The sequence below is a fragment of the Leifsonia sp. genome (assembly GCF_051955155.1).
Lineage (GTDB): Bacteria > Actinomycetota > Actinomycetes > Actinomycetales > Microbacteriaceae > Leifsonia.
Genome location: NZ_JBQCGZ010000034.1, coordinates 1 through 16731, shown reverse-complemented (window position 1 = coordinate 16731; position 16731 = coordinate 1). Strand labels below are relative to the sequence as shown.

Sequence of the window (16731 nt, the reverse complement as noted above, 5' to 3'; positions counted from 1 at the left end):
GTTGCCCGCCCCGGGGTTCGCGCGGCCCGGGGCGGGCGGTCGGGCGTCACCCGCGGACGTACCGCAGGGTGACGAGCTCGAAGGGGCGCAGGGACAGCTCGGCCGAGCCGTCGCCGGTCTCGCGCTCCAGCAGGTCGGTGCGCACGATGCGCTCGTGGTCGAAGCTCGCGGTCAGCGTCGCCGTCGCGCGCGTGCCGTGCGCCTCGTAGACGCGGACGACGACGTCGCCGGAGCCGTCCTCGGCGAGCTTGACCGTCTCGATCACCACGGCAGGGTCGCTGGAGACGACGAGCGGCTCGACCGGTGCCGCGGCGGGACGCTGCGGCAGGTTCAGCCGGTACCCGGTCTCGATGGCCGCCTCCACACCGCCGACCACGATCGCGCTGTGCAGCGTGTGCTCGCCCTGGTCCGCCTCGGGGTCGGGGAAGAGCGGTGCGCGCAGCAGCGTCTGCCGGATCAGCGAGTACGTCCCGCCGTCCTCGCGGGGGTGCCGCGTGATGTCGTGCCCGTACGTCGCGTCGTTCGCGACGCCGACGCCGAAGCCCGGCTCGCCGACGTGCACCCAGCGGTGCGCGCTGGTCTCGAAGCGGGCGACGTCCCAGCTCGTGTTGGTGTGCGTCGGCCGCTCGATGTGACCGAACTGGATCTCCGAGCGCGCCGAGGCCGTGTGCGCATCCACCGGGACGGCGAGCTTCAGCATCCGCTGCCGCTCGTGCCAGTCGACGTGCGTCTCGATCTCGACGGCGGGCGAGCCGGCCGCGAGCGTCAGCGTCTGCGTCACGGTGGACGCGCCGAACCGCCGGACGATGCGCAGCGCGACCGCCTCGTCCGTCTCGGCGGCGACCTCGAGCGTGTCCAGCCCCGTCAGGTCCTCGCCGGAGAGCCGGTACTCGATGTCGACGTCCCACGCGTCCCACTGGGCGGGGGTGTCCCGGAACAGCTGCAGGACGTTCGCCCGGGTCCCCGGCGGAACCGCCTCGCGGCCGCTCGCCGCGTCGACGATCGAGGGGATCAGGCCGTCGGCGTCGACGACGACCGCGACCAGGTCGTTGACGAGCCGGAAGCCGTCGCCGTCGCGTTCCAGCCGGACGCCGCCCGCGCGCACCGGGACGCCGGCGCCGCCCGCGGGCACGCCGTCCACCGGATACGGCGACGCGTTCGCCAGCACGCCCTGCTGCTCTCCGGCGTCCGCGCCGAGCGCGGCGAGCGACCGGGCGATGATGCCCTCCAGCGAGGCGGCGACCGTCGCGTAGTTCTCCACCGCCTGGTCGTGCACCCAGCCGATCGACGAGCCGGGCAGGATGTCGTGGAACTGCTGCAGCAGCACCGTGCGCCAGGCCTCCCGCAGCTCCTCCGCCGGGTACGCCGCGCCGGTGCGGACGGCCGCCGTCGCCGCCCACAGCTCGGCCTCGTGCAGCAGCGCCTCGCTGCGCCGGTTGCCCTGCTTCGTGCGCGCCTGCGACGTGTAGGTGCCGCGGTGGAACTCGAGGTAGAGCTCCCCCGCCCACACCGGGGCCGGGTCGAACTCCTCACGCGCGGCCGCGAAGAACGCCGCCGGCGAGGCGACGCGCACCGTCGGCGAGCCCTCCAGGTCCGCGGTCCGGGAGGCGGCAGCGACCATCTCGCGGGTGGGACCGCCACCGCCGTCGCCGAACCCGAACGGGACGAGCGACGTGTTCGCCCTGCCCTTGTCGCGGAAGTTCCGCTCGGCGTGCGCCAGCTCCTCCCCCGACAGGATGGAGTTGTAGGTGTCCACCGGCGGGAAGTGCGTGAAGATGCGCGTGCCGTCGATGCCCTCCCAGTCGAAGGTGTGGTGCGGGAAGGTGTTCACCTCGTTCCAGGAGATCTTCTGGGTGAGGAAGTGGTCCATCCCCGCCTCGCGCGCGATCTGCGGCAGCGCGCCGGAGTAGCCGAACGAGTCGGGCAGCCAGACCTCCTTCGGCTCGTAGCCGAACTCCTCCAGGAAGAACCGCTTGCCCTCCACGAACTGCCTGGCCATCGCCTCGGCGCCCGGCATGTTGGTGTCCGACTCCACCCACATCCCGCCGACCGGGACGAAGCGGCCCTCCGCCACCCGGATCCGGATGCGCTCGAACAGCTCCGGGTAGAACTGCTTCATCCACGCGAACTGCTGGGCGGACGAGCACGCGAACACGAAGTCCGGGTCCTGGTCCATCAGGTCGAGCACGTTGGAGAAGGTGCGCGCGCACTTGCGGATCGTCTCGCGCACCGGCCAGAGCCAGGCGGAGTCGATGTGGGCGTGGCCGACCGCGAACACCCGGTGCGCGGTCGCGCTCGCGGGCGACGCGAGCACGGCTGCGAGCGCCTCCCGGCCGCGGGCGGCCGTTCCGGCGACGTCGGACGGGTCGACCGCCTCCACCGCCGCCTCGAGCGCCGTGAACAGGGATGCGCGCCGCGGCGAGGTCTCCGGCAGCACGGCGGCGAGGCCGCGCGCGGTGAAGATGTCCTGGATCAGCTCCCACACCTCGCGGTCGCGGTGCACGACGTCCACGCGCCGCAGCGTGTAGATCGGCGTCTGCGGCGCCGTGCTCTTGCGGCCGACGGGCGTCGGTGCGAACGACCAGTCGGAGCCGACGTCCGGGTTGGCCGCCGCCGCCACGAAGAGCTCGAACGACTCCCCCGGCTTCGCCTGCAGACGCACATAGGAGTTGAACGGCTCCAGCGCCTTCACGATCGTGCCGTCCGTCGCCCAGACCAGCCCCTCCGCCTGGAACCCGACCTGCCCGGCGGTGAACCCGAGGTCGACGACCAGCTCGACGTCGTCCGCCGCCGCCTCCCACTCGGCGGGGACGGTGCCCGTCACCTTGAACCACACCGTGCTCCACGGGCGTCCCCACGCGCGGCCGACCTCGAACGGCGCGAAATCGTTCGCGGTCGCCTGCGCGAAGGGCACCGGCTCGTCCGGCACCTCCCACGCCTGGACCGAGACCGGCACGGCGGCGCGCTCCAGTGCGGGGGTGAGGCGCTCGCGCACGAAACGGTCGATCCGCAGCTCGGCGAGCTGGTTCTGCTGATACAACGGGTCTCCTTATATAAGAGGGGAACGGGCTAGCCCTTGACCGCCCCCGCGAGCGCGGACGAACCGCCGAGCGCGCGGGAGACGATGACGTAGAGGGCGATGACGGGGACGGAGTAGATGAGCGAATAGGCGGCGAGCTGCCCGTAGGCGACGGCGCCGTACTGGCCGAAGAACGTGAAGATGCTCACGGCGGCCGGCTGGTTCTCCGGGCTCAGCAGCAGCACGAACGGGACGAAGAAGTTGCCCCACGCCGCGACGAACACGTAGATGAACACGACGGCGATCCCGGGACGCACGAGCGGGACGACGACCGTCCAGAGCGTCTTCATGCTCGAAGCGCCGTCCACCCAGGCCGCCTCCTCGAGGGAGATCGGCACCGAGTCGACGAAGTTCTTCGTCATCCAGATCGCCATCGGCAGCGACGACGCGGCCATGAACAGGATGGTCCCACCGAGCGAGTCGATCAGGTTGAGCGACACGAACAGGCTGTAGACCGGCACCATCATCGCCGTGATCGGCAGGCACGTCCCGAACAGGATCGCGTACAGGAACGGCCGGTTGAACCGGTTCCGGTAGCGCGAGAGCGGGTAGGCCGCGAGGACGGCGACGACGACCGTGACGATCGCGCACCCCGCCGACAGCAGCAGGCTGTTCCACAGCGGCAGGAAGGAGAGCTCAGGGGTGAGCACCTTCTGGAAGTTGTCCAGCGTCCACTGCTTCGGCCACGCGACGGAGAGGGTCGCGCTGCCGTCGAAGGACGCGAGCACCACCCACACCAGCGGCAGCACGAAGACGACGCCGATGAGCAGGAGCAGGATGTTCGCCGTCCACTTGAGGGCGACGCCGTTGGGCGATGACAGCTTCATCAGTCCACCTCCGTCTTGAGGGCGCGCACGTACACGATGGCGAACACCGCGCCGACCAGCAGCAGGATGGTCGCGATCGCGGTCCCGTAGCCGAGCTCCGAGAACTTGAACGCCTCCTGGTAGGCGAGCACCGGCAGGGTCATGCTCTTGTTGCCGGGTCCGCCGCCGGTCATCACGTAGATGAGGGTGAACACCGAGAGCGTCTGCAGCGTGATGAGCATCAGGTTCGTGGAGATGCTGCGCCGGATCATCGGCAGGGTCACCAGGAAGAACCGCTTGACCCCGTTCGCGCCGTCCACCTCGGCGGCCTCGGTGATCTCCGGCGGCACCTCCTGCAGCGCCGCCGAGTAGACCAGCATCGAGAAGGCCGCACCGCGCCAGGTGTTGGCGAGGATGATCGAGAGCATCGGGAAGGCGAACAGCCACGACGGCCCGGTGATCCCGAACAGGGCGAGCAGCGCGTTCAGCGTGCCGTGCTGGCTGAAGAACGCGTAGGAGGCGAACGCCGCCACGATCTCCGGCAGCACCCAGGCGCCGACGACGAACGTGGAGACGAGGGCGCCGACCCAGCGGCTGCCGGAGCGCATCAGCAGCGCCAGCACCATCCCGACCACGTTCTGGCCGATGACGGCGGAGCCGATGAGGAACACCAGGGTCAGCCAGACCGAGACGGGGAAGTCGGGGCTCTTGAACAGGTCGATGTAGTTCTGCAGCCCCACCCACTGGCTCGACGCCGCCGCCGAGCCGGTCAGCGACATGTCGGTGAACGAGCCGTAGAACGAGGACAGGATCGGCCCAAGCAGGAAAACGACCAGCAGTCCGATGGCGGGGATGAGGGGAACCGACCGAGCGAGCGATCGGCGGGCGTGCGCGCGCGAACGTGCCTTGTCCCGCTGGCGCGGCGGCCGGACCGAGCTGGTCCGGCCGCGCGCGTCCGCGGTGACGGCGTCGATGGTGGAGGTCACTACTTCGACTCCGTCTTGTCCTTACCGACGATCCCGACGACCGTGTCGTCGTAGGTCTTGGCGGCGTCGGCCGGCGAGGCCTGCCCCGTCATCACCGACTCCATGGCGACCTGGATGCCGTTGGAGATCTTCGGGTAGTCGGGCGTCGCCGGGCGGAACTTGGTGACGGCGACCAGCGAGGAGAAGAACTCCGAGGTCGGGTTCGAGCTCTTGTACTTGGGGTCGTCGGCCACGTCCTTGCGGACCGGGATGCCGGCGGTGTTGATGTTGTACTCGAGCGAGCGCTCCTTGTCGGTGAGGAAGGTGATGAACTTCCACGCCGTGTCCTTGGCCTTGCTCTTGGAGCCCATCGAGAAGGTCCAGCCGCCGGAGAGGCTGATCGTGCCCGGGTCCTGCCCGTCCTTGGTCGGCATGGCGGCGGTGCCCATCACCTTGTCCCAGTCGGCCCACGGGGTGGCGCCGGTCGGCAGCCAGGCGTTGGACGCCCACGACCCGTCGAGGTTGATCGCCAGCTTGCCCTGCGGCACGAGCTGGTTGTTGATCGTGTTCTGGTAGTTGGTGTCGCTGGTCACCTCGAGGCTCGGGCCGAGGCCGCCCTGGTAGACCTCCTTGATCACGTCGAGGGAGTCGACGAACTCCTTCGACCCGGTGATCCACTTGCCGTTCGAGTCGTCGTACAGGCCCTTCTCGCTCGCTCCGTAGAGCAGCATCTCGAAGCCCTGCATGGAGCTGGCCTCGCCCGCCGCCTTGCCGGAGAAGATGTTGAGCGGGATCACGCCGGGGACGGCGGCCTTGATCTTCTTGGCAGTGCTGATCACGTCGTCCCACGACTTCGGCTGCCACGGGGTGGCGATGCCGGCCTTCTCGAAGATCTGCTTGTTGTACCAGAGCCCGCGGGTGTCGGTCCCGGTCGGGATGCCGTACACCTTGCCGTCGTCGCCCTTGCCCGCGTCCTTGGCGTTGTCGAAGAAGTTCGACCAGTCGGACCACTTGGAGACGTAGGAGTCGAGCGGGGCCAGGTAGCCGGCCTGCGCGTCTGCGCGGATCAGGAAGGTGTCCTCCGACATGACGTCGGGAGCCGTCGTGGCCGCCCGGTTCATGAGCGAGAGCTTCGTGTAGTAGTCGTTCTCGGCCGCCTTGATCGGCACCAGCGTGACCTTGGTGCCGGGGTTGGCCTTCTCGAAGTCGGTCTTGGCCTTCGTCATGAAGTTGGCCATGATGTCGGACCCGAAGTCCTGGAAGGCGACCTTGATCGACTTGCCGTCGCCGCCGCCGGACGAGGACGAACATCCGGCCAGCGCGACGAGTGCTGCGGCGGCCACCGTGGCGGCCAGGACCCTGCTTCGCTTCATCGATGCTCCTTTGCATTGATGTCCGCGGCTCTCAGCGCCGCCGGACTCTCCGTAATTTATAAATCAATTTGATTTACGGCGCAATGCTTGTCAGGACATTTTCTGTATGTCCCTCGGTCGGGGCACGCGGAAGGGCGCGACCGGAGGGCCGCGCGATCGCCCGCCGCCGCCCCTACGCGGTCAGCTCGTCCACGGCCTTCGCGACCCGGCGGGCGCGCGTCTCCGCCGCCTTGGCACCGGTGACCGAGAGGACGAGCCGCTTGCGGTTGCTCGCCGAGAGCGCGTCGAAGCGCTCGCGGACGCCCGCGGCGTCCAGCGCCTGTGCGAGATCGTCCGGCACCTCGATCACGCGCGGCTGGTCGTCGCGCTCGAGCGACACCAGCACCTCGTCGCCGGCCGCGATCCCCGCAGCCGTGCGCACCTCCGCGCTGACCGGGAGCTTGAGCACCCCGCGCAGCGTCGCGACCGTGCTCGGGTACTCGACGCCGGCGACGGTGGCGCGCACCGGGATGCGCCCGCCGCCCCCGAGCGCCTCCGCCACCTCTGGCGGCACCTCGATGCCGGTCGCCGTCGCACCGTCCAGCTGCAGGATCGCCCGGAACTCCATGCTGCGAAACCTAGCGCAGCCCCACCCGCGGCGAGAAGGTCCCGTCCAGGACGAGCGCCGCCGCGCCGACCGCGGCGACGTCCTCCCCCACCGCGCTCGACCCGACCCGCACCGGATGCGTGAGGATGTCCATGTCGATCTCGGCGAGGCGCTGCGGCAGCAGCTCCAGGTAGCGGCGCTCGACCCGGGACCACGACGGCCCGCCGTAGACCACCCGGTCGAGGTCGAGCAGCGCGGTCAGGTTCGACAGGTAGAACGCCGAGTTGCGGATGCTGCGGTCGACGATCGCCTGCGCCCGCTCGTCCCCCGCGTCCGCGGCCGCCGTCAGCCGGGTGAAGAGCGCATCCACCGTCTCCACGTCGAGGTGCACGTCCTCGCCGTCGGCGACCGCGACGCCCGCCGGCGGGGTGAGCACGCCCGCCCACAGCCCCTGCATCACCAGCCGGTACGGCCGCACCGATTCGCCGTAGCAGCCGCGCCGTCCGCACGCGCACAGCGCGCCGCCGGGATCGACGAGCGCGTGACCGACGTCGCCCGCGTTGTCGGTCGAGCCCGTGTACACCTCGCCGCCGAGCACGAACCCGACGCCGACGCCGGTGCCGTAGTACACGAACGCGTAGTCCCGCGAGGCGCCGGCCGGATCCCGCCAGCGTTCGGCGACGGCAGCGCAGGTCACGTCCTTGGCTACCAGCGCGGGCAGCCCGGTGGCGGCGGTGAGCTCGTCGCGCAGGTGGAAGTCGTTCCAGCCGGGGATGAGCGGCGGCCGCACGACGACGCCGGTGTCCGCGTCGATCGGTCCGGGGGCGGCGACGCCGACCCCGATCACGCGCTCGGCGCCGACGCCCGGCGTCGCGAGCACCTCGTGGATGGCGTCCACGGTCGCGGCGAGCGTCGTCACCGCGTCCCCGTCGGGCGGCGACGGCCGGTGCACGTGCGCGACGATGCCGCCCTCCAGGTCGAGCAGCACGCACGCGATCACGGTCGGGTCCAGGTGCACGCCGACCGCGTACGCTCCCGCCGGATCCAGCCGCAGGATGGTGCGCGGCTTGCCCGGGCTGCCCTCGCTCTGCTTGCCCGCCTCCCGGATCAGCCCCTGCCGCAGCAGTCGCCTGGTCACGTTCGTCACGGTCTGGGCGGACAGGCCGGTGGTCGCCGCGAGCTCGACGCGGCTCAGGCCGTCCGCCGAGCGGCGCACGGCATCGAGCACGACGGTCTCGTTGAACGCCGCGATCGCGGGGAGGTTCGCTCCTCTGGGCACGCGTCCTCCCTCCGGCCGCTCGTGTCCCTCGTACAATACATACCGCCTGGGCTGTCCCCGTCGCGTGCACAGCGGTCGGCCAGTGCACTCGCGTAGGGTTTCGACCATGAGCCGCCGCCTCCTGTCCGCGGCCGCCGGCGTCGCCGCGGCCATCGCCCTGGTCGTCGTCCCCGCAGCCGCCGCCTCCGCCCACGACTACCTCGTCTCCAGCGACCCGGCCGCGGACTCCACCGTCTCGTCGGCGCTCTCCACGGTCTCGCTCACCTTCAACGACCGCGTCCTGGACCTCGGCGGCGACGGCAGCGGCAGCCTGCTCACGGTCACCGGCCCCGACGGCGCGGGCACGCACTTCGAGACCGGCTGCCCGACCATCGCGGACACAGTGGTGTCGGCACCGGTCGCGCTGGGGTCCGCCGGTCGGTACACGGTCAGCTACCAGGTGGTCTCTGCCGACGGCCACACCGTCTCTGACTCGTACAGCTTCCGCTACACCCCGCCGGCCGGCACGGCGGCGGCGGCCGGCGCGCCGTCTTCGCCGTGCGGCGCGACCGCCACGCCCTCTGCCACTCCCGAGCCGACGATGACGACCCAGGCCGGAGCGACGCCCGGCCCCACCGCCACGGCCACCGCCTCCACCCCGCAGCCGACCCGGGCGGCCGACTCCGGCAACGTCGGCCTCGTCATCGGCATCGCGGTCGCGATCGTCGTGCTCGCCATCGCTGGCGTGCTGATCGTCGTCCTCACGGCCCGCAGGAAGCCGCCGGCGGGAGCGGCCGACGCCGGATCCGGGGACGGCTCGCGCGAGGACTGACCCCGGCGTATGGTGCCCGCATGAGCGACGACAAGGACCAGCCGGTCCCCGAGTGGCAGATGGATCCGGACATCGTGCCGGAGCCGCTCCCCGTGCCGGACGAGAACGCACACGAGGACGAGGACGACGACGCAGAGGGCCACTGACCCCCGGACTCAGTCCGGCGCGCCTCCGGAGACCGTGTCCTCCTCCGTCTGGGCGTTGTGGTGCTCCTGGAGCGACGGCTCCTCCTCGCCTTCCCGCTCCGGTTCCTGGCCGCCCGGCTCCTGCCCGTGCTCCGGGTCGTGCGCCGTGAGGTCGGCGCTCGTCATCTCCCGCTCGCCGGGGTCGAGGTCGCCGCGCTCCGTGGGGTCCGTCATGGTTCCTCCTCTGTGGTCGGGGCACGAACGGTAGCCCCGGGGATTCGCGGAGGCAAGCGCCAGAGGATGCTCACCGACGCCCCAGGCTGCCCCCAGAAAGGTGGGGCACAGTTGGGCTGGTGGAGATCGTTGTCGACGTCGTGCTGCTCGTGCTCGCCGTCCTCGCGATCGCGGCCGGCTGGAGCAACGGGGCGATCCGCGCCGCCGGCTCGCTGGTCGGACTGGGTCTCGGGATCGCGCTCGGGCTGATGCTCGCGCCCGTCGTCGTCGACTGGATGGCAGGATCGGGCCTCACCGGCGTCACACAGCGTTCCATCGTCGCCGCCATCGTCATCCTCGTCTGCGCGGGCGTCGTCTACGCCGTCGCCGCCGCGCTGGCATCGCTGCTCGGCAAGGTGCTCCGGCACGGCCCGATCCGCTGGCTGGACTCGCTGGTCGGCGCGGTGCTCGGCCTGGTCACCTGGGCGGTCGTCGTCTGGCTGGTCGCGGGCTTCGCGATGGCGACGAGCCTGGCGACGGTCGTCCAGGCCGCCAACTCATCTCGGGTCGTCGCGACCCTCAACGGCATCGCGCCCATGCCGTCGTCCACGGTCCTCGGAGCGGTCGACGACGCGCTCGCGAGCGCTGGTCTCCCGAAGGTCTTCGCCGGCGGCGAGCCGATCTCGCCGATCGACGCGCCTGACAGCGCGGTCCCGGCCGCCGTCGCCCGCGCGCAGGACTCGGTCGTCACCGTGCTCGCCGCCAAGCCCGCGTGCGGTGTGGACTCGGAGGGCAGCGGCTGGGTGGTCCAGCGCGGCCGCGTCGTCACCAACGCGCACGTGGTCGCGGGCGCCTCGTCGATCGTCGTCCGCTCCGGCGACGGCAGCGGGGTGGACAGGGCGACGCTGGTCGCCTTCGACCCCGAGCGCGACCTCGCGGTGCTCGACGTCACCGACCTGAGCGCCCAGCCACTGCAGATCGGCGAGGACCTCGCCGCCGGCGACCAGGCGTACGCGGCCGGCTATCCGGGCGACGGCCCGTTCACCATCAGCCCGCAGCGCGTCCGCGGCCAGCTGACCGCGCGCGGCACCGACATCTACCAGAGCGGCATCGTGGAGCGTCAGATCTACTCGCTGCGCGGCAGCATCCGCCCCGGCAACTCCGGTGGCCCGCTGCTCGACACGGCGGGCGACGTCGCCGGCGTCGTGTTCGCGCGCTCCACCTCGGACGCCGACACCGGATACGCGCTGACCCTCGACGAGCTCCGTCCGGTGCTCAGCTCCGTCGGCTCCGCTCCGATCAGCTCGGGAGCCTGCTCGGCGGGCTGACAACACCGCGCCGTGCGTGGTTGGCTGGAGCCATGAAGGCTGTCAGCTACGCCGCGACCGGCGATTCGGATGTGCTCGTCCTCGGGGAGCGGGAGGAGCCGCACGCGGGCGCGGGCGAAGTGCGCGTGCGCATCCACGTCTCGGCCGTGAACCCGACGGACTGGAAGTCGCGGCGCGGCAGCGGCCCGGCGGAGCTTCCCCGGCCGCAGGTGCCGAACCAGGACGGCGCCGGGGTCGTCGACGAGGTCGGCGACGGCGTCGACGGCGTCTCCGTCGGCGATCGCGTGTGGGTGTGGGACGCCGCCTACCAGCGGCCGGACGGGACCGCGCAGGAGCTCGTCGTCCTGCCGCGCCGCCAGGTGGTCCCGCTGCCGGACGGCGTGAGCTTCGACGTCGGCGCGTCGCTCGGCATCCCGGCGCTGACCGCGCACCGTGCGCTGACCGCGTACGAGCACGCGCCGGCCGAGCTGAGCCCTGGTTCGCTCGACGGCAGGACCGTGCTCGTCGCCGGCGGCGCCGGCGCGGTGGGGCACGCGGCCATCCAGCTGGCCGTCTGGGCGGGCGCGACGGTGATCGCGACCGTCAGCAGCCACGAGAAGGCCGAGCTCGCGCGTGCGGCGGGCGCGCACCACGTCGTCAACTACACCGACCCGGACACGGCGGAGGCGATCGGTGCGCTCGCCCCGCGGGGCGTCGACGTGATCGTCGAGGTCAACGTCGGAGCCAACGCCGAGCTGGATGCGAAGGTCGCCGGGCGCGGAGCGACGATCGCGAGCTACGCGGACGCGCCGGGCGTCACCGAGGCCTCCGTACCGATCCGGCCGAGCATGCAGAAGAACCTGCGCTGGCAGTTCGTGCTGACCTACACGGTGACGCCGGAGCAGAAGGACGCCGCCGTCCGCGCGGTGGCTGCGGCGGCCGCGGCCGGCGCGCTGCCGGTCGGCGCGGAGCACGGCCTCCCGCTCACCCGCTTCCCGCTGGCCGAGACGGCCGCCGCCCACGACGCCGTCGAGGACGGCATCGTGGGCAAGGTGCTCATCGACGTCGCCTGACCGCCTGCACCGTGAGCGCGACGACGGATGCTGCCGCGATCGCCACGACGTAGCCGAGCGCGGTCGGCAGCAGGCCGACGGCCGCGATGAGCTCGCCCGCGGCGAGCGCCGGAACGCCGTACGCCAGATAGCTGACCAGGAAGATCCCGGCGAACAGCTCGGCGCGCTGGTCGTTCGGCGCGAGCGGAGCGAGGATGCGCAGCATCGCCGAGAAGCCGGCCCCGAACCCGGCGCCCGCCACCACCGCGCCGGCGAACAGCAGGGGAAGCGTCTCCAGCGCGATGCCGGTTCCCGCGATCGTGACGCCGACCACGATCGCGGCCATCGCCCAGATCGTGGTGGGCCGCGCCGGCGCTCGCGTCAGCAGCAGTCCCGCCGCCGCGCCGACCGCGGGCGGGACCGCGACGATGGCGCCGTTCAGCAGTCCGGAGTCGAGGTGGAAGAGACCGTGCACGATGGACGGCGAGAGCCCGATGAACAGCCCGGCGAGCATCCACGTCGCCACGAACAGCGGGATCGCCGAGACGAACTCGGAGCGCGCCGCGCGGGGCACGAGCAGCCGCGGGATCAGCGAGCGGACGGCGCCGGGCCGGGCGCGCACCGTCTCCGGGGACGCGACGACGACGAGGATGCCCGCCACGAAAAGCAGCGCGAGGCTGGCGAAGACGAGGGTCGTCGGCTGGGCCGTGAACTGGACAGCGAGGCCGGTGAAGAACGCGCCGAGCGCGATTCCGCCGACCGGCGCGGTGCTGCCGATGGTCGCCCCGAGCTTCTTCTGACGCTCGGGCGCCAGCTCGACGAGTGCCGCGGTGAAGGTGCTCATCGCGGCGCCGGTCGCGACGCCCTGCACGGAGCGGGCTCCGATGATCCAGCCGATGTCCGTCGCGAACAGGAACATCAGCATCGCGACCACCTGCAGCGCCAGCGCCCCGATCAGCACCGGGCGGCGCCCGATGTGGTCGGAGAGCGACCCGGCCACCAGGAGTGTGATGAGCAGAGTGACCGCGTAGATGGCGAACGCGAGCGTGAGCAGCCACGACGGGAAGCCCCACTCCTGCTGGTAGAGGACGAAGAGCGGGCTGGGCGCTCCGACGGCGAGCGCCACGGCCACGAAGGCGAGCGCGGTGCCCGTGAAGGCCGCGGCCGGGCGCAGCCGGCGGGAGCGGGGTAGACGGACGGCGGGAGCGGCTCCCGTCGGGCAGGTCTGCTCGGCTGTGGACATGTCGGGCCTCCTAAAGCAAATCTGATTGCTTTAACGGACTATAGATCGGCTCCCCACCGAAAAGCAACAGAATTTGCTTTAAGCTATTCCCATGACCAGTACGACCACCCCGTCGAAGCGGACGGGCGGACGCAGTGCCGCGGTCATCCACAGCGTCCGCCGGGCTGTCGAAGAGCTCGTCAAGGAGAAGGGCAGCGAGCGCGTCACCGTGCCGATGATCGCGGAGCGCGCCGGCGTCAACCCGACCAGCATCTACCGGCGCTGGGGAGACCTGCCCACCCTCATCAACGACATCGCCACGTACCACCTCGACCCCGACCGTCCTCTCGCCGACCACGGTTCGGTGCGCGACGACCTCACCGACTGGGCGCAGGGCCTCGTGACGCACTTCCGGAAGCCGGTGAACGCCGCCCTGCTGCGCGGCGGTGCGGGAGCCGCGGGCGAGCGCCAGTCCGACTGCCTGCGCAACCGCCGCACCGAGGCCGGCCTGCTGCTGGCCAGGCACCCGGAGTCGACGCTCACCGAGGACGAGGTGATGGATGTGGTGGTCGCCCCGATCATCTACCGCGTGATCTTCCAGCCGTGGACGCTCGACGACACGACCGCCGAGACGGTCGTCGCCCGGCTGTTCCGGTGAGCGGAGCGGATCGCACCACCCAGGAACGGGCCGCCGCACGCTCGGGATGGGCTGTCGGCATCGCCACCGCGGCCTACGGCATCTCGTTCGGCGCGCTCGCCACCGCCTCCGGCCTGGACGTGTGGCAGGCCTGCGTGCTCAGCCTCGTGATGTTCAGCGGCGGGTCGCAGTTCGCCCTGATCGGCGTGCTCGCCTCCGGAGGCGCCGGCGCGGGCGGCACCGCGATCGCCAGCGCCGCCCTGCTCGGCGTGCGCAACTCCTTCTACGCCCTCCGCCTCTCCCGCATCATCGGCCCGGGGTTCTGGCGGCGCTCCGCCGCCGTGCAGCTCACGATCGACGAGTCGACCGCCGTCGCGACGGCGCAGACCGAGCCGCGGGCGCAGCGCATCGGCTTCTGGGTGACCGGCCTCGTGGTCTACGTCGGCTGGAACCTGATGACCCTGCTCGGCGCGGTGCTCGGCAACCTGATCGGCGACGTGAAGGCCTACGGTCTCGACGCCGCGGCCGCCGCCGCCTTCCTCGGCCTGCTCTGGCCGCGGCTCAAGGCGAGACAGACCCAGGCGGTCGCGGTCGCAGCCGGCTTCGTCGCGACCCTGCTGACGCCGTTCCTGATGCCCGGCCTCCCGGTCCTCGCCGCGGCCGTCGTCGCGATCCTGGTCGGCGCGTTCAACTGGTTCGGACGCAGGGACGACCCTCCGCATCCCGACCCGGTCCCGATGGAGCGGGAGGTGGAGCCGTGACCACCTGGCACGTCATCCTGCTCGGCTCCATCGCCGTGCTCGCCCTGAAGGCGGCGGGCTGGCTGGTGCCGCCGAAGGCGCTCGACCACCCGACCGTCGCCCGCATCAGCGATCTGCTGACGGCAGCCCTGCTGGCCGCGCTGATCTGCGTGCAGACCTTCGGCGCCGGCCAGTCGCTGCAGCTGGATGCGCGGCTCCCGGCGGTCGCGATCGCGGCCGGCCTCTATGCGCTGCGCGTGCCGTTCATCGTCGTGGTGCCCGCAGCGGCGGTGGTCGCCGCACTCATCCGGCTCGTCACCTGAGCGGGCCCGGTGTCGGCGGCGTTCCGTAACGTTCTGCCGTGAGCGCATCCTGGCACCCCGTGGCGAACGCCACTCCCACCGAGTGGACGCTCCGCCAGGGCGCAACGGGCGCTCCATACGCCGTCGTCCGGCGCTTCGCCTTCGGCGACCCGAACCGCCCCGATGTCTGGTATCGCGTCGTCACCTGGGCCCCCGCCTCCCAGGGCAGGGAGCTGATCGGCTGGTGCCGCAGCCTGGAGGCCGCCGCCGGCGTCGCCTGGGATCACCGCTGCGCCGCGGAGTCCTGGCGGCACCACATGGCGTCCAAGCGGGTGAACGCGGAGGCGATGGCCGCCCAGCGGCCGAGCGCGGCCGAGCTGGTGCGGTTCTACCGGGCGGCATTGCGTCGCCGCACGAGTGGGGCGAGCATGGAGCGATGACGCAGCTTCCCGAACCCGACGTCGACCCGGAGGACGGGCGGCCCGAGAGCGAGACCCAGCGCGCCGACCGGAACTGGAACGAGATCCTCCAGGAGCTCCGCGTCACACAGACCGGGACGCAGCTGATCAGCGGCTTCCTACTCGCCATCGCGTTCCAGCAGCGGTTCTCGCAGCTGGACGGGTTCCAGGTGGGTTTCTACCTCGTCCTCGTGACGCTCGCCGCGGGATGCACGGCGCTCGGCCTCGCGCCGGTCGCCCTGCACCGTGAGCTGTTCCGGCATCACGAGAAGGTGGAGACCGTCTCGATCGCCAACCGGCTGCTGCGGATCACGCTGGCCCTGGTCGCGCTGCTGACCTCCGGCGTCGTCTTCTTCGTCTTCGACGTGACCCTGGGGCGCGCGCCCGCGATCGTCGCCGGCTGCGCCGTGCTGCTCGTGCTGATCCTGCTGCTCGTCGTCTTCCCGGCCGTCGTCCTCCGCCGGCTGCGCGGCAAGCAAGGCGGGACGAGCGGGACCAGCGGTCGTCCGGCCTGAAACCGTCCGATCGGTACGAGTCCGCACGGTGCCGGAATCCGTGGCAGCCCTGATGCCCGCCACCGCACCCCGTTCTTACCCTGTTAACCAGGCTCGGCCAGGGGGACAGACCGGTCCAGGGGGAAGGATCCGGGGGACGGGGTCGGAGCGGTGCACAACCGCTCCGGCCCCTCTTTTCGTCTCGGCCCATCGCGACTGTCCCCGTTCGGTACGTCCCGAGGGTGCTCGCGCAGGGCGGGTTGTACCGAATGGGCACACACAGGGTGGGCACGACGAAGGCCGGCCCCAGCGGGACCGGCCTTCGGTGCGTGAGGACTGACCTTACTTGGTCAGCGGCTCCAGGGTCGGGTCGTTGGCGTATGCCTTGGCCGCGTTCTCCTTGGTCACGATGACCGGCTTGAGCAGGTACGCCGGGACGACCTTCACACCGTTGTTGTAGGACGTGGTGTCGTTCGTCTCGGGCTTCTTGCCCTGCTGCAGGTCCTTGACCATCTGGATGGCCTGCTTGACCAGGTTGCGGGTGTCCTTGTTGATGGTCGAGTACTGCTCGCCCGCCATGATGGACTTGACCGACTCGGCCTCCGAGTCCTGACCGGTGACGATCGGGACCGGCTTGCCTGCGCCCTTCACCGAGGTGATGATGGCGCGGGCCAGGGTGTCGTTCGGCGACAGCACGCCGTCGAGCTCGGCCGAGCCGTAGCTCTTGGCGAGCAGCGTGTCCATGCGGGTCTGCGCGTTCTGCGGCAGCCAGCCCTGGGTCGCGGTCTGCTTGATGTCGGTCTCACCGGAGACGACCTTCAGCGTGCCGTCCTTGATCTTCGGCTCGAGGACCTTCATCGCGCCGTCGAAGAAGACCTTCGAGTTGGCGTCGTCCGGCGAACCGGAGAACAGCTCGATGTTGTAGTTCTTCTTGCCCGGGTACTTGGCCTTCATGCCGTCGAGCAGGGCCTGGCCCTGCAGCTCGCCGACCTTCTCGTTGTCGTACGCGACGTAGTAGTCGACGTCCTTGGTGTTGAGGATGAGGCGGTCGTACGCGATGACGGTCGCGCCGGCGTCGTGCGCGGCCTTGGCCTGCGCGGCGAGCTGGCCGCCGTCGACGGCGCCGATGATGACGACCTTGGCGCCGTTGGTGATCATCGACTGGATCTGCGACTGCTGGTCGGAGACGCCCGAGCCACCGGCGTACTGGACGTCGCCCTTGAAGCCCGCCTCCTTCAGCCCGTTCTCGAACAGGCCACCGGCGAGCACCCAGTTCTCCGAC

Annotated in this window: 18 protein-coding genes; 9 read left to right on the top strand and 9 right to left on the bottom strand. The window is 71.2% G+C overall.

All coding sequences use genetic code 11. From position 1 onward, the window contains the following. Nucleotides 1-46: 46 nt before the first annotated feature. From ACTHMF_RS03340 to ACTHMF_RS03315, 6 genes are all read right to left on the bottom strand, one after another. On the bottom strand, nt 47-3040 hold the full coding sequence (locus ACTHMF_RS03340; RefSeq protein WP_440316291.1) for an alpha-mannosidase: 2994 nt from the start codon (nt 3038-3040) through the stop codon (nt 47-49). 29 nt (nt 3041-3069) lie between these two features. Continuing rightward, on the bottom strand, nt 3070-3906 hold the full coding sequence (locus ACTHMF_RS03335; protein WP_314146236.1) for a carbohydrate ABC transporter permease: 837 nt from the start codon (nt 3904-3906) through the stop codon (nt 3070-3072). Further along, nucleotides 3906-4871 carry a carbohydrate ABC transporter permease gene (locus ACTHMF_RS03330; protein ID WP_314146235.1) on the bottom strand — a complete coding sequence of 322 codons (966 nt, stop codon included), beginning with the start codon at nt 4869-4871 and terminating at the stop codon, nt 3906-3908. Before ACTHMF_RS03330 ends, ACTHMF_RS03335 begins: the two co-directional genes overlap by 1 nt. Beyond that, nucleotides 4871-6223 carry an extracellular solute-binding protein gene (locus tag ACTHMF_RS03325; protein WP_314146234.1) on the bottom strand — a complete coding sequence of 451 codons (1353 nt, stop codon included), beginning with the start codon at nt 6221-6223 and terminating at the stop codon, nt 4871-4873. Before ACTHMF_RS03325 ends, ACTHMF_RS03330 begins: the two co-directional genes overlap by 1 nt. Nucleotides 6224-6395: 172 nt before the next feature. Next, on the bottom strand, nt 6396-6830 hold the full coding sequence (locus ACTHMF_RS03320) for a DUF1905 domain-containing protein (protein ID WP_440316290.1): 435 nt from the start codon (nt 6828-6830) through the stop codon (nt 6396-6398). 10 nt (nt 6831-6840) lie between these two features. Beyond that, nucleotides 6841-8088: an ROK family transcriptional regulator gene (locus ACTHMF_RS03315; RefSeq protein ID WP_440316289.1), complete on the bottom strand. Its 1248-nt coding sequence runs from the start codon at nt 8086-8088 to the stop codon at nt 6841-6843. A 106-nt stretch (nt 8089-8194) separates the two neighbouring features. Here ACTHMF_RS03315 and ACTHMF_RS03310 point away from each other — a divergent pair, with 106 nt between their 5' ends. Continuing rightward, the gene (locus ACTHMF_RS03310) at nt 8195-8899 is read left to right on the top strand and encodes a copper resistance CopC family protein (protein WP_440316287.1); all 705 of its coding nucleotides are present in this window, start codon (nt 8195-8197) and stop codon (nt 8897-8899) included. A gap of 20 nt (nt 8900-8919) precedes the next feature. Further along, a complete protein-coding gene (locus ACTHMF_RS03305) occupies nt 8920-9045 on the top strand; it encodes a hypothetical protein (RefSeq protein WP_440316286.1) in 126 nt (41 codons plus the stop codon). Nucleotides 9046-9054: 9 nt separating this feature from the next. Here the strand turns inward: ACTHMF_RS03305 and ACTHMF_RS03300 are convergent, their stop codons facing one another. Then, entirely contained in the window at nt 9055-9258 is a 204-nt protein-coding gene (locus tag ACTHMF_RS03300) for a hypothetical protein (protein ID WP_440316285.1), read from the bottom strand. Nucleotides 9259-9377: 119 nt separating this feature from the next. Here ACTHMF_RS03300 and ACTHMF_RS03295 point away from each other — a divergent pair, with 119 nt between their 5' ends. After that, nucleotides 9378-10565 carry a MarP family serine protease gene (locus ACTHMF_RS03295; RefSeq protein WP_314146229.1) on the top strand — a complete coding sequence of 396 codons (1188 nt, stop codon included), beginning with the start codon at nt 9378-9380 and terminating at the stop codon, nt 10563-10565. A 32-nt stretch (nt 10566-10597) separates the two neighbouring features. Then, nucleotides 10598-11617 carry an NADPH:quinone reductase gene (locus ACTHMF_RS03290; RefSeq protein ID WP_440316283.1) on the top strand — a complete coding sequence of 340 codons (1020 nt, stop codon included), beginning with the start codon at nt 10598-10600 and terminating at the stop codon, nt 11615-11617. Here ACTHMF_RS03290 and ACTHMF_RS03285 read toward each other — a convergent pair. Further along, complete coding sequence (locus tag ACTHMF_RS03285) at nt 11601-12839, bottom strand: MFS transporter (protein WP_440316282.1); 1239 nt, start codon at nt 12837-12839, stop codon at nt 11601-11603. The genes ACTHMF_RS03290 and ACTHMF_RS03285 overlap by 17 nt on opposite strands. Before the next feature lie 91 nt (nt 12840-12930). On the opposite strand from ACTHMF_RS03285, the gene ACTHMF_RS03280 reads away from it, so the two are divergent. Genes ACTHMF_RS03280 through ACTHMF_RS03260 form a run of 5 tightly spaced genes read left to right on the top strand, consistent with a single transcriptional unit; the run spans nt 12931 to nt 15470 of the window. Continuing rightward, complete coding sequence (locus ACTHMF_RS03280; protein WP_314146226.1) at nt 12931-13476, top strand: TetR/AcrR family transcriptional regulator; 546 nt, start codon at nt 12931-12933, stop codon at nt 13474-13476. Then, the gene (locus ACTHMF_RS03275; RefSeq protein ID WP_440316280.1) at nt 13473-14216 is read left to right on the top strand and encodes an AzlC family ABC transporter permease; all 744 of its coding nucleotides are present in this window, start codon (nt 13473-13475) and stop codon (nt 14214-14216) included. The genes ACTHMF_RS03280 and ACTHMF_RS03275 overlap by 4 nt, the downstream gene beginning before the upstream one ends. Further along, nucleotides 14213-14518, top strand: coding sequence for an AzlD domain-containing protein (locus ACTHMF_RS03270; RefSeq protein WP_314146224.1), 306 nt, complete (start codon nt 14213-14215; stop codon nt 14516-14518). The genes ACTHMF_RS03275 and ACTHMF_RS03270 overlap by 4 nt, the downstream gene beginning before the upstream one ends. A 38-nt stretch (nt 14519-14556) precedes the next feature. Beyond that, a complete protein-coding gene (locus tag ACTHMF_RS03265) occupies nt 14557-14937 on the top strand; it encodes a hypothetical protein (RefSeq protein ID WP_440316279.1) in 381 nt (126 codons plus the stop codon). Continuing rightward, nucleotides 14934-15470, top strand: coding sequence for a DUF6328 family protein (locus ACTHMF_RS03260; protein ID WP_440316277.1), 537 nt, complete (start codon nt 14934-14936; stop codon nt 15468-15470). The genes ACTHMF_RS03265 and ACTHMF_RS03260 overlap by 4 nt, the downstream gene beginning before the upstream one ends. Before the next feature lie 321 nt (nt 15471-15791). On the opposite strand, the gene ACTHMF_RS03255 is transcribed toward ACTHMF_RS03260, so the two are convergent. Then, the coding region (locus ACTHMF_RS03255) for a substrate-binding domain-containing protein (RefSeq protein ID WP_440316276.1) at nt 15792-16731 on the bottom strand (940 nt) is incomplete at its 5' end.

Coding starts and splice junctions, on each gene's coding strand:
- ACTHMF_RS03310 (WP_440316287.1), top strand. CDS start 8,195: ATGAGCCGCCGCCTCCTGTCCGCGGCCGCCGGCGTCGCCGCGGCCATC.
- ACTHMF_RS03290 (WP_440316283.1), top strand. CDS start 10,598: ATGAAGGCTGTCAGCTACGCCGCGACCGGCGATTCGGATGTGCTCGTC.
- ACTHMF_RS03320 (WP_440316290.1), bottom strand. CDS start 6,830: ATGGAGTTCCGGGCGATCCTGCAGCTGGACGGTGCGACGGCGACCGGC.
- ACTHMF_RS03325 (WP_314146234.1), bottom strand. CDS start 6,223: ATGAAGCGAAGCAGGGTCCTGGCCGCCACGGTGGCCGCCGCAGCACTC.
- ACTHMF_RS03280 (WP_314146226.1), top strand. CDS start 12,931: ATGACCAGTACGACCACCCCGTCGAAGCGGACGGGCGGACGCAGTGCC.
- ACTHMF_RS03305 (WP_440316286.1), top strand. CDS start 8,920: ATGAGCGACGACAAGGACCAGCCGGTCCCCGAGTGGCAGATGGATCCG.
- ACTHMF_RS03285 (WP_440316282.1), bottom strand. CDS start 12,839: ATGTCCACAGCCGAGCAGACCTGCCCGACGGGAGCCGCTCCCGCCGTC.
- ACTHMF_RS03260 (WP_440316277.1), top strand. CDS start 14,934: ATGACGCAGCTTCCCGAACCCGACGTCGACCCGGAGGACGGGCGGCCC.
- ACTHMF_RS03335 (WP_314146236.1), bottom strand. CDS start 3,906: ATGAAGCTGTCATCGCCCAACGGCGTCGCCCTCAAGTGGACGGCGAAC.
- ACTHMF_RS03300 (WP_440316285.1), bottom strand. CDS start 9,258: ATGACGGACCCCACGGAGCGCGGCGACCTCGACCCCGGCGAGCGGGAG.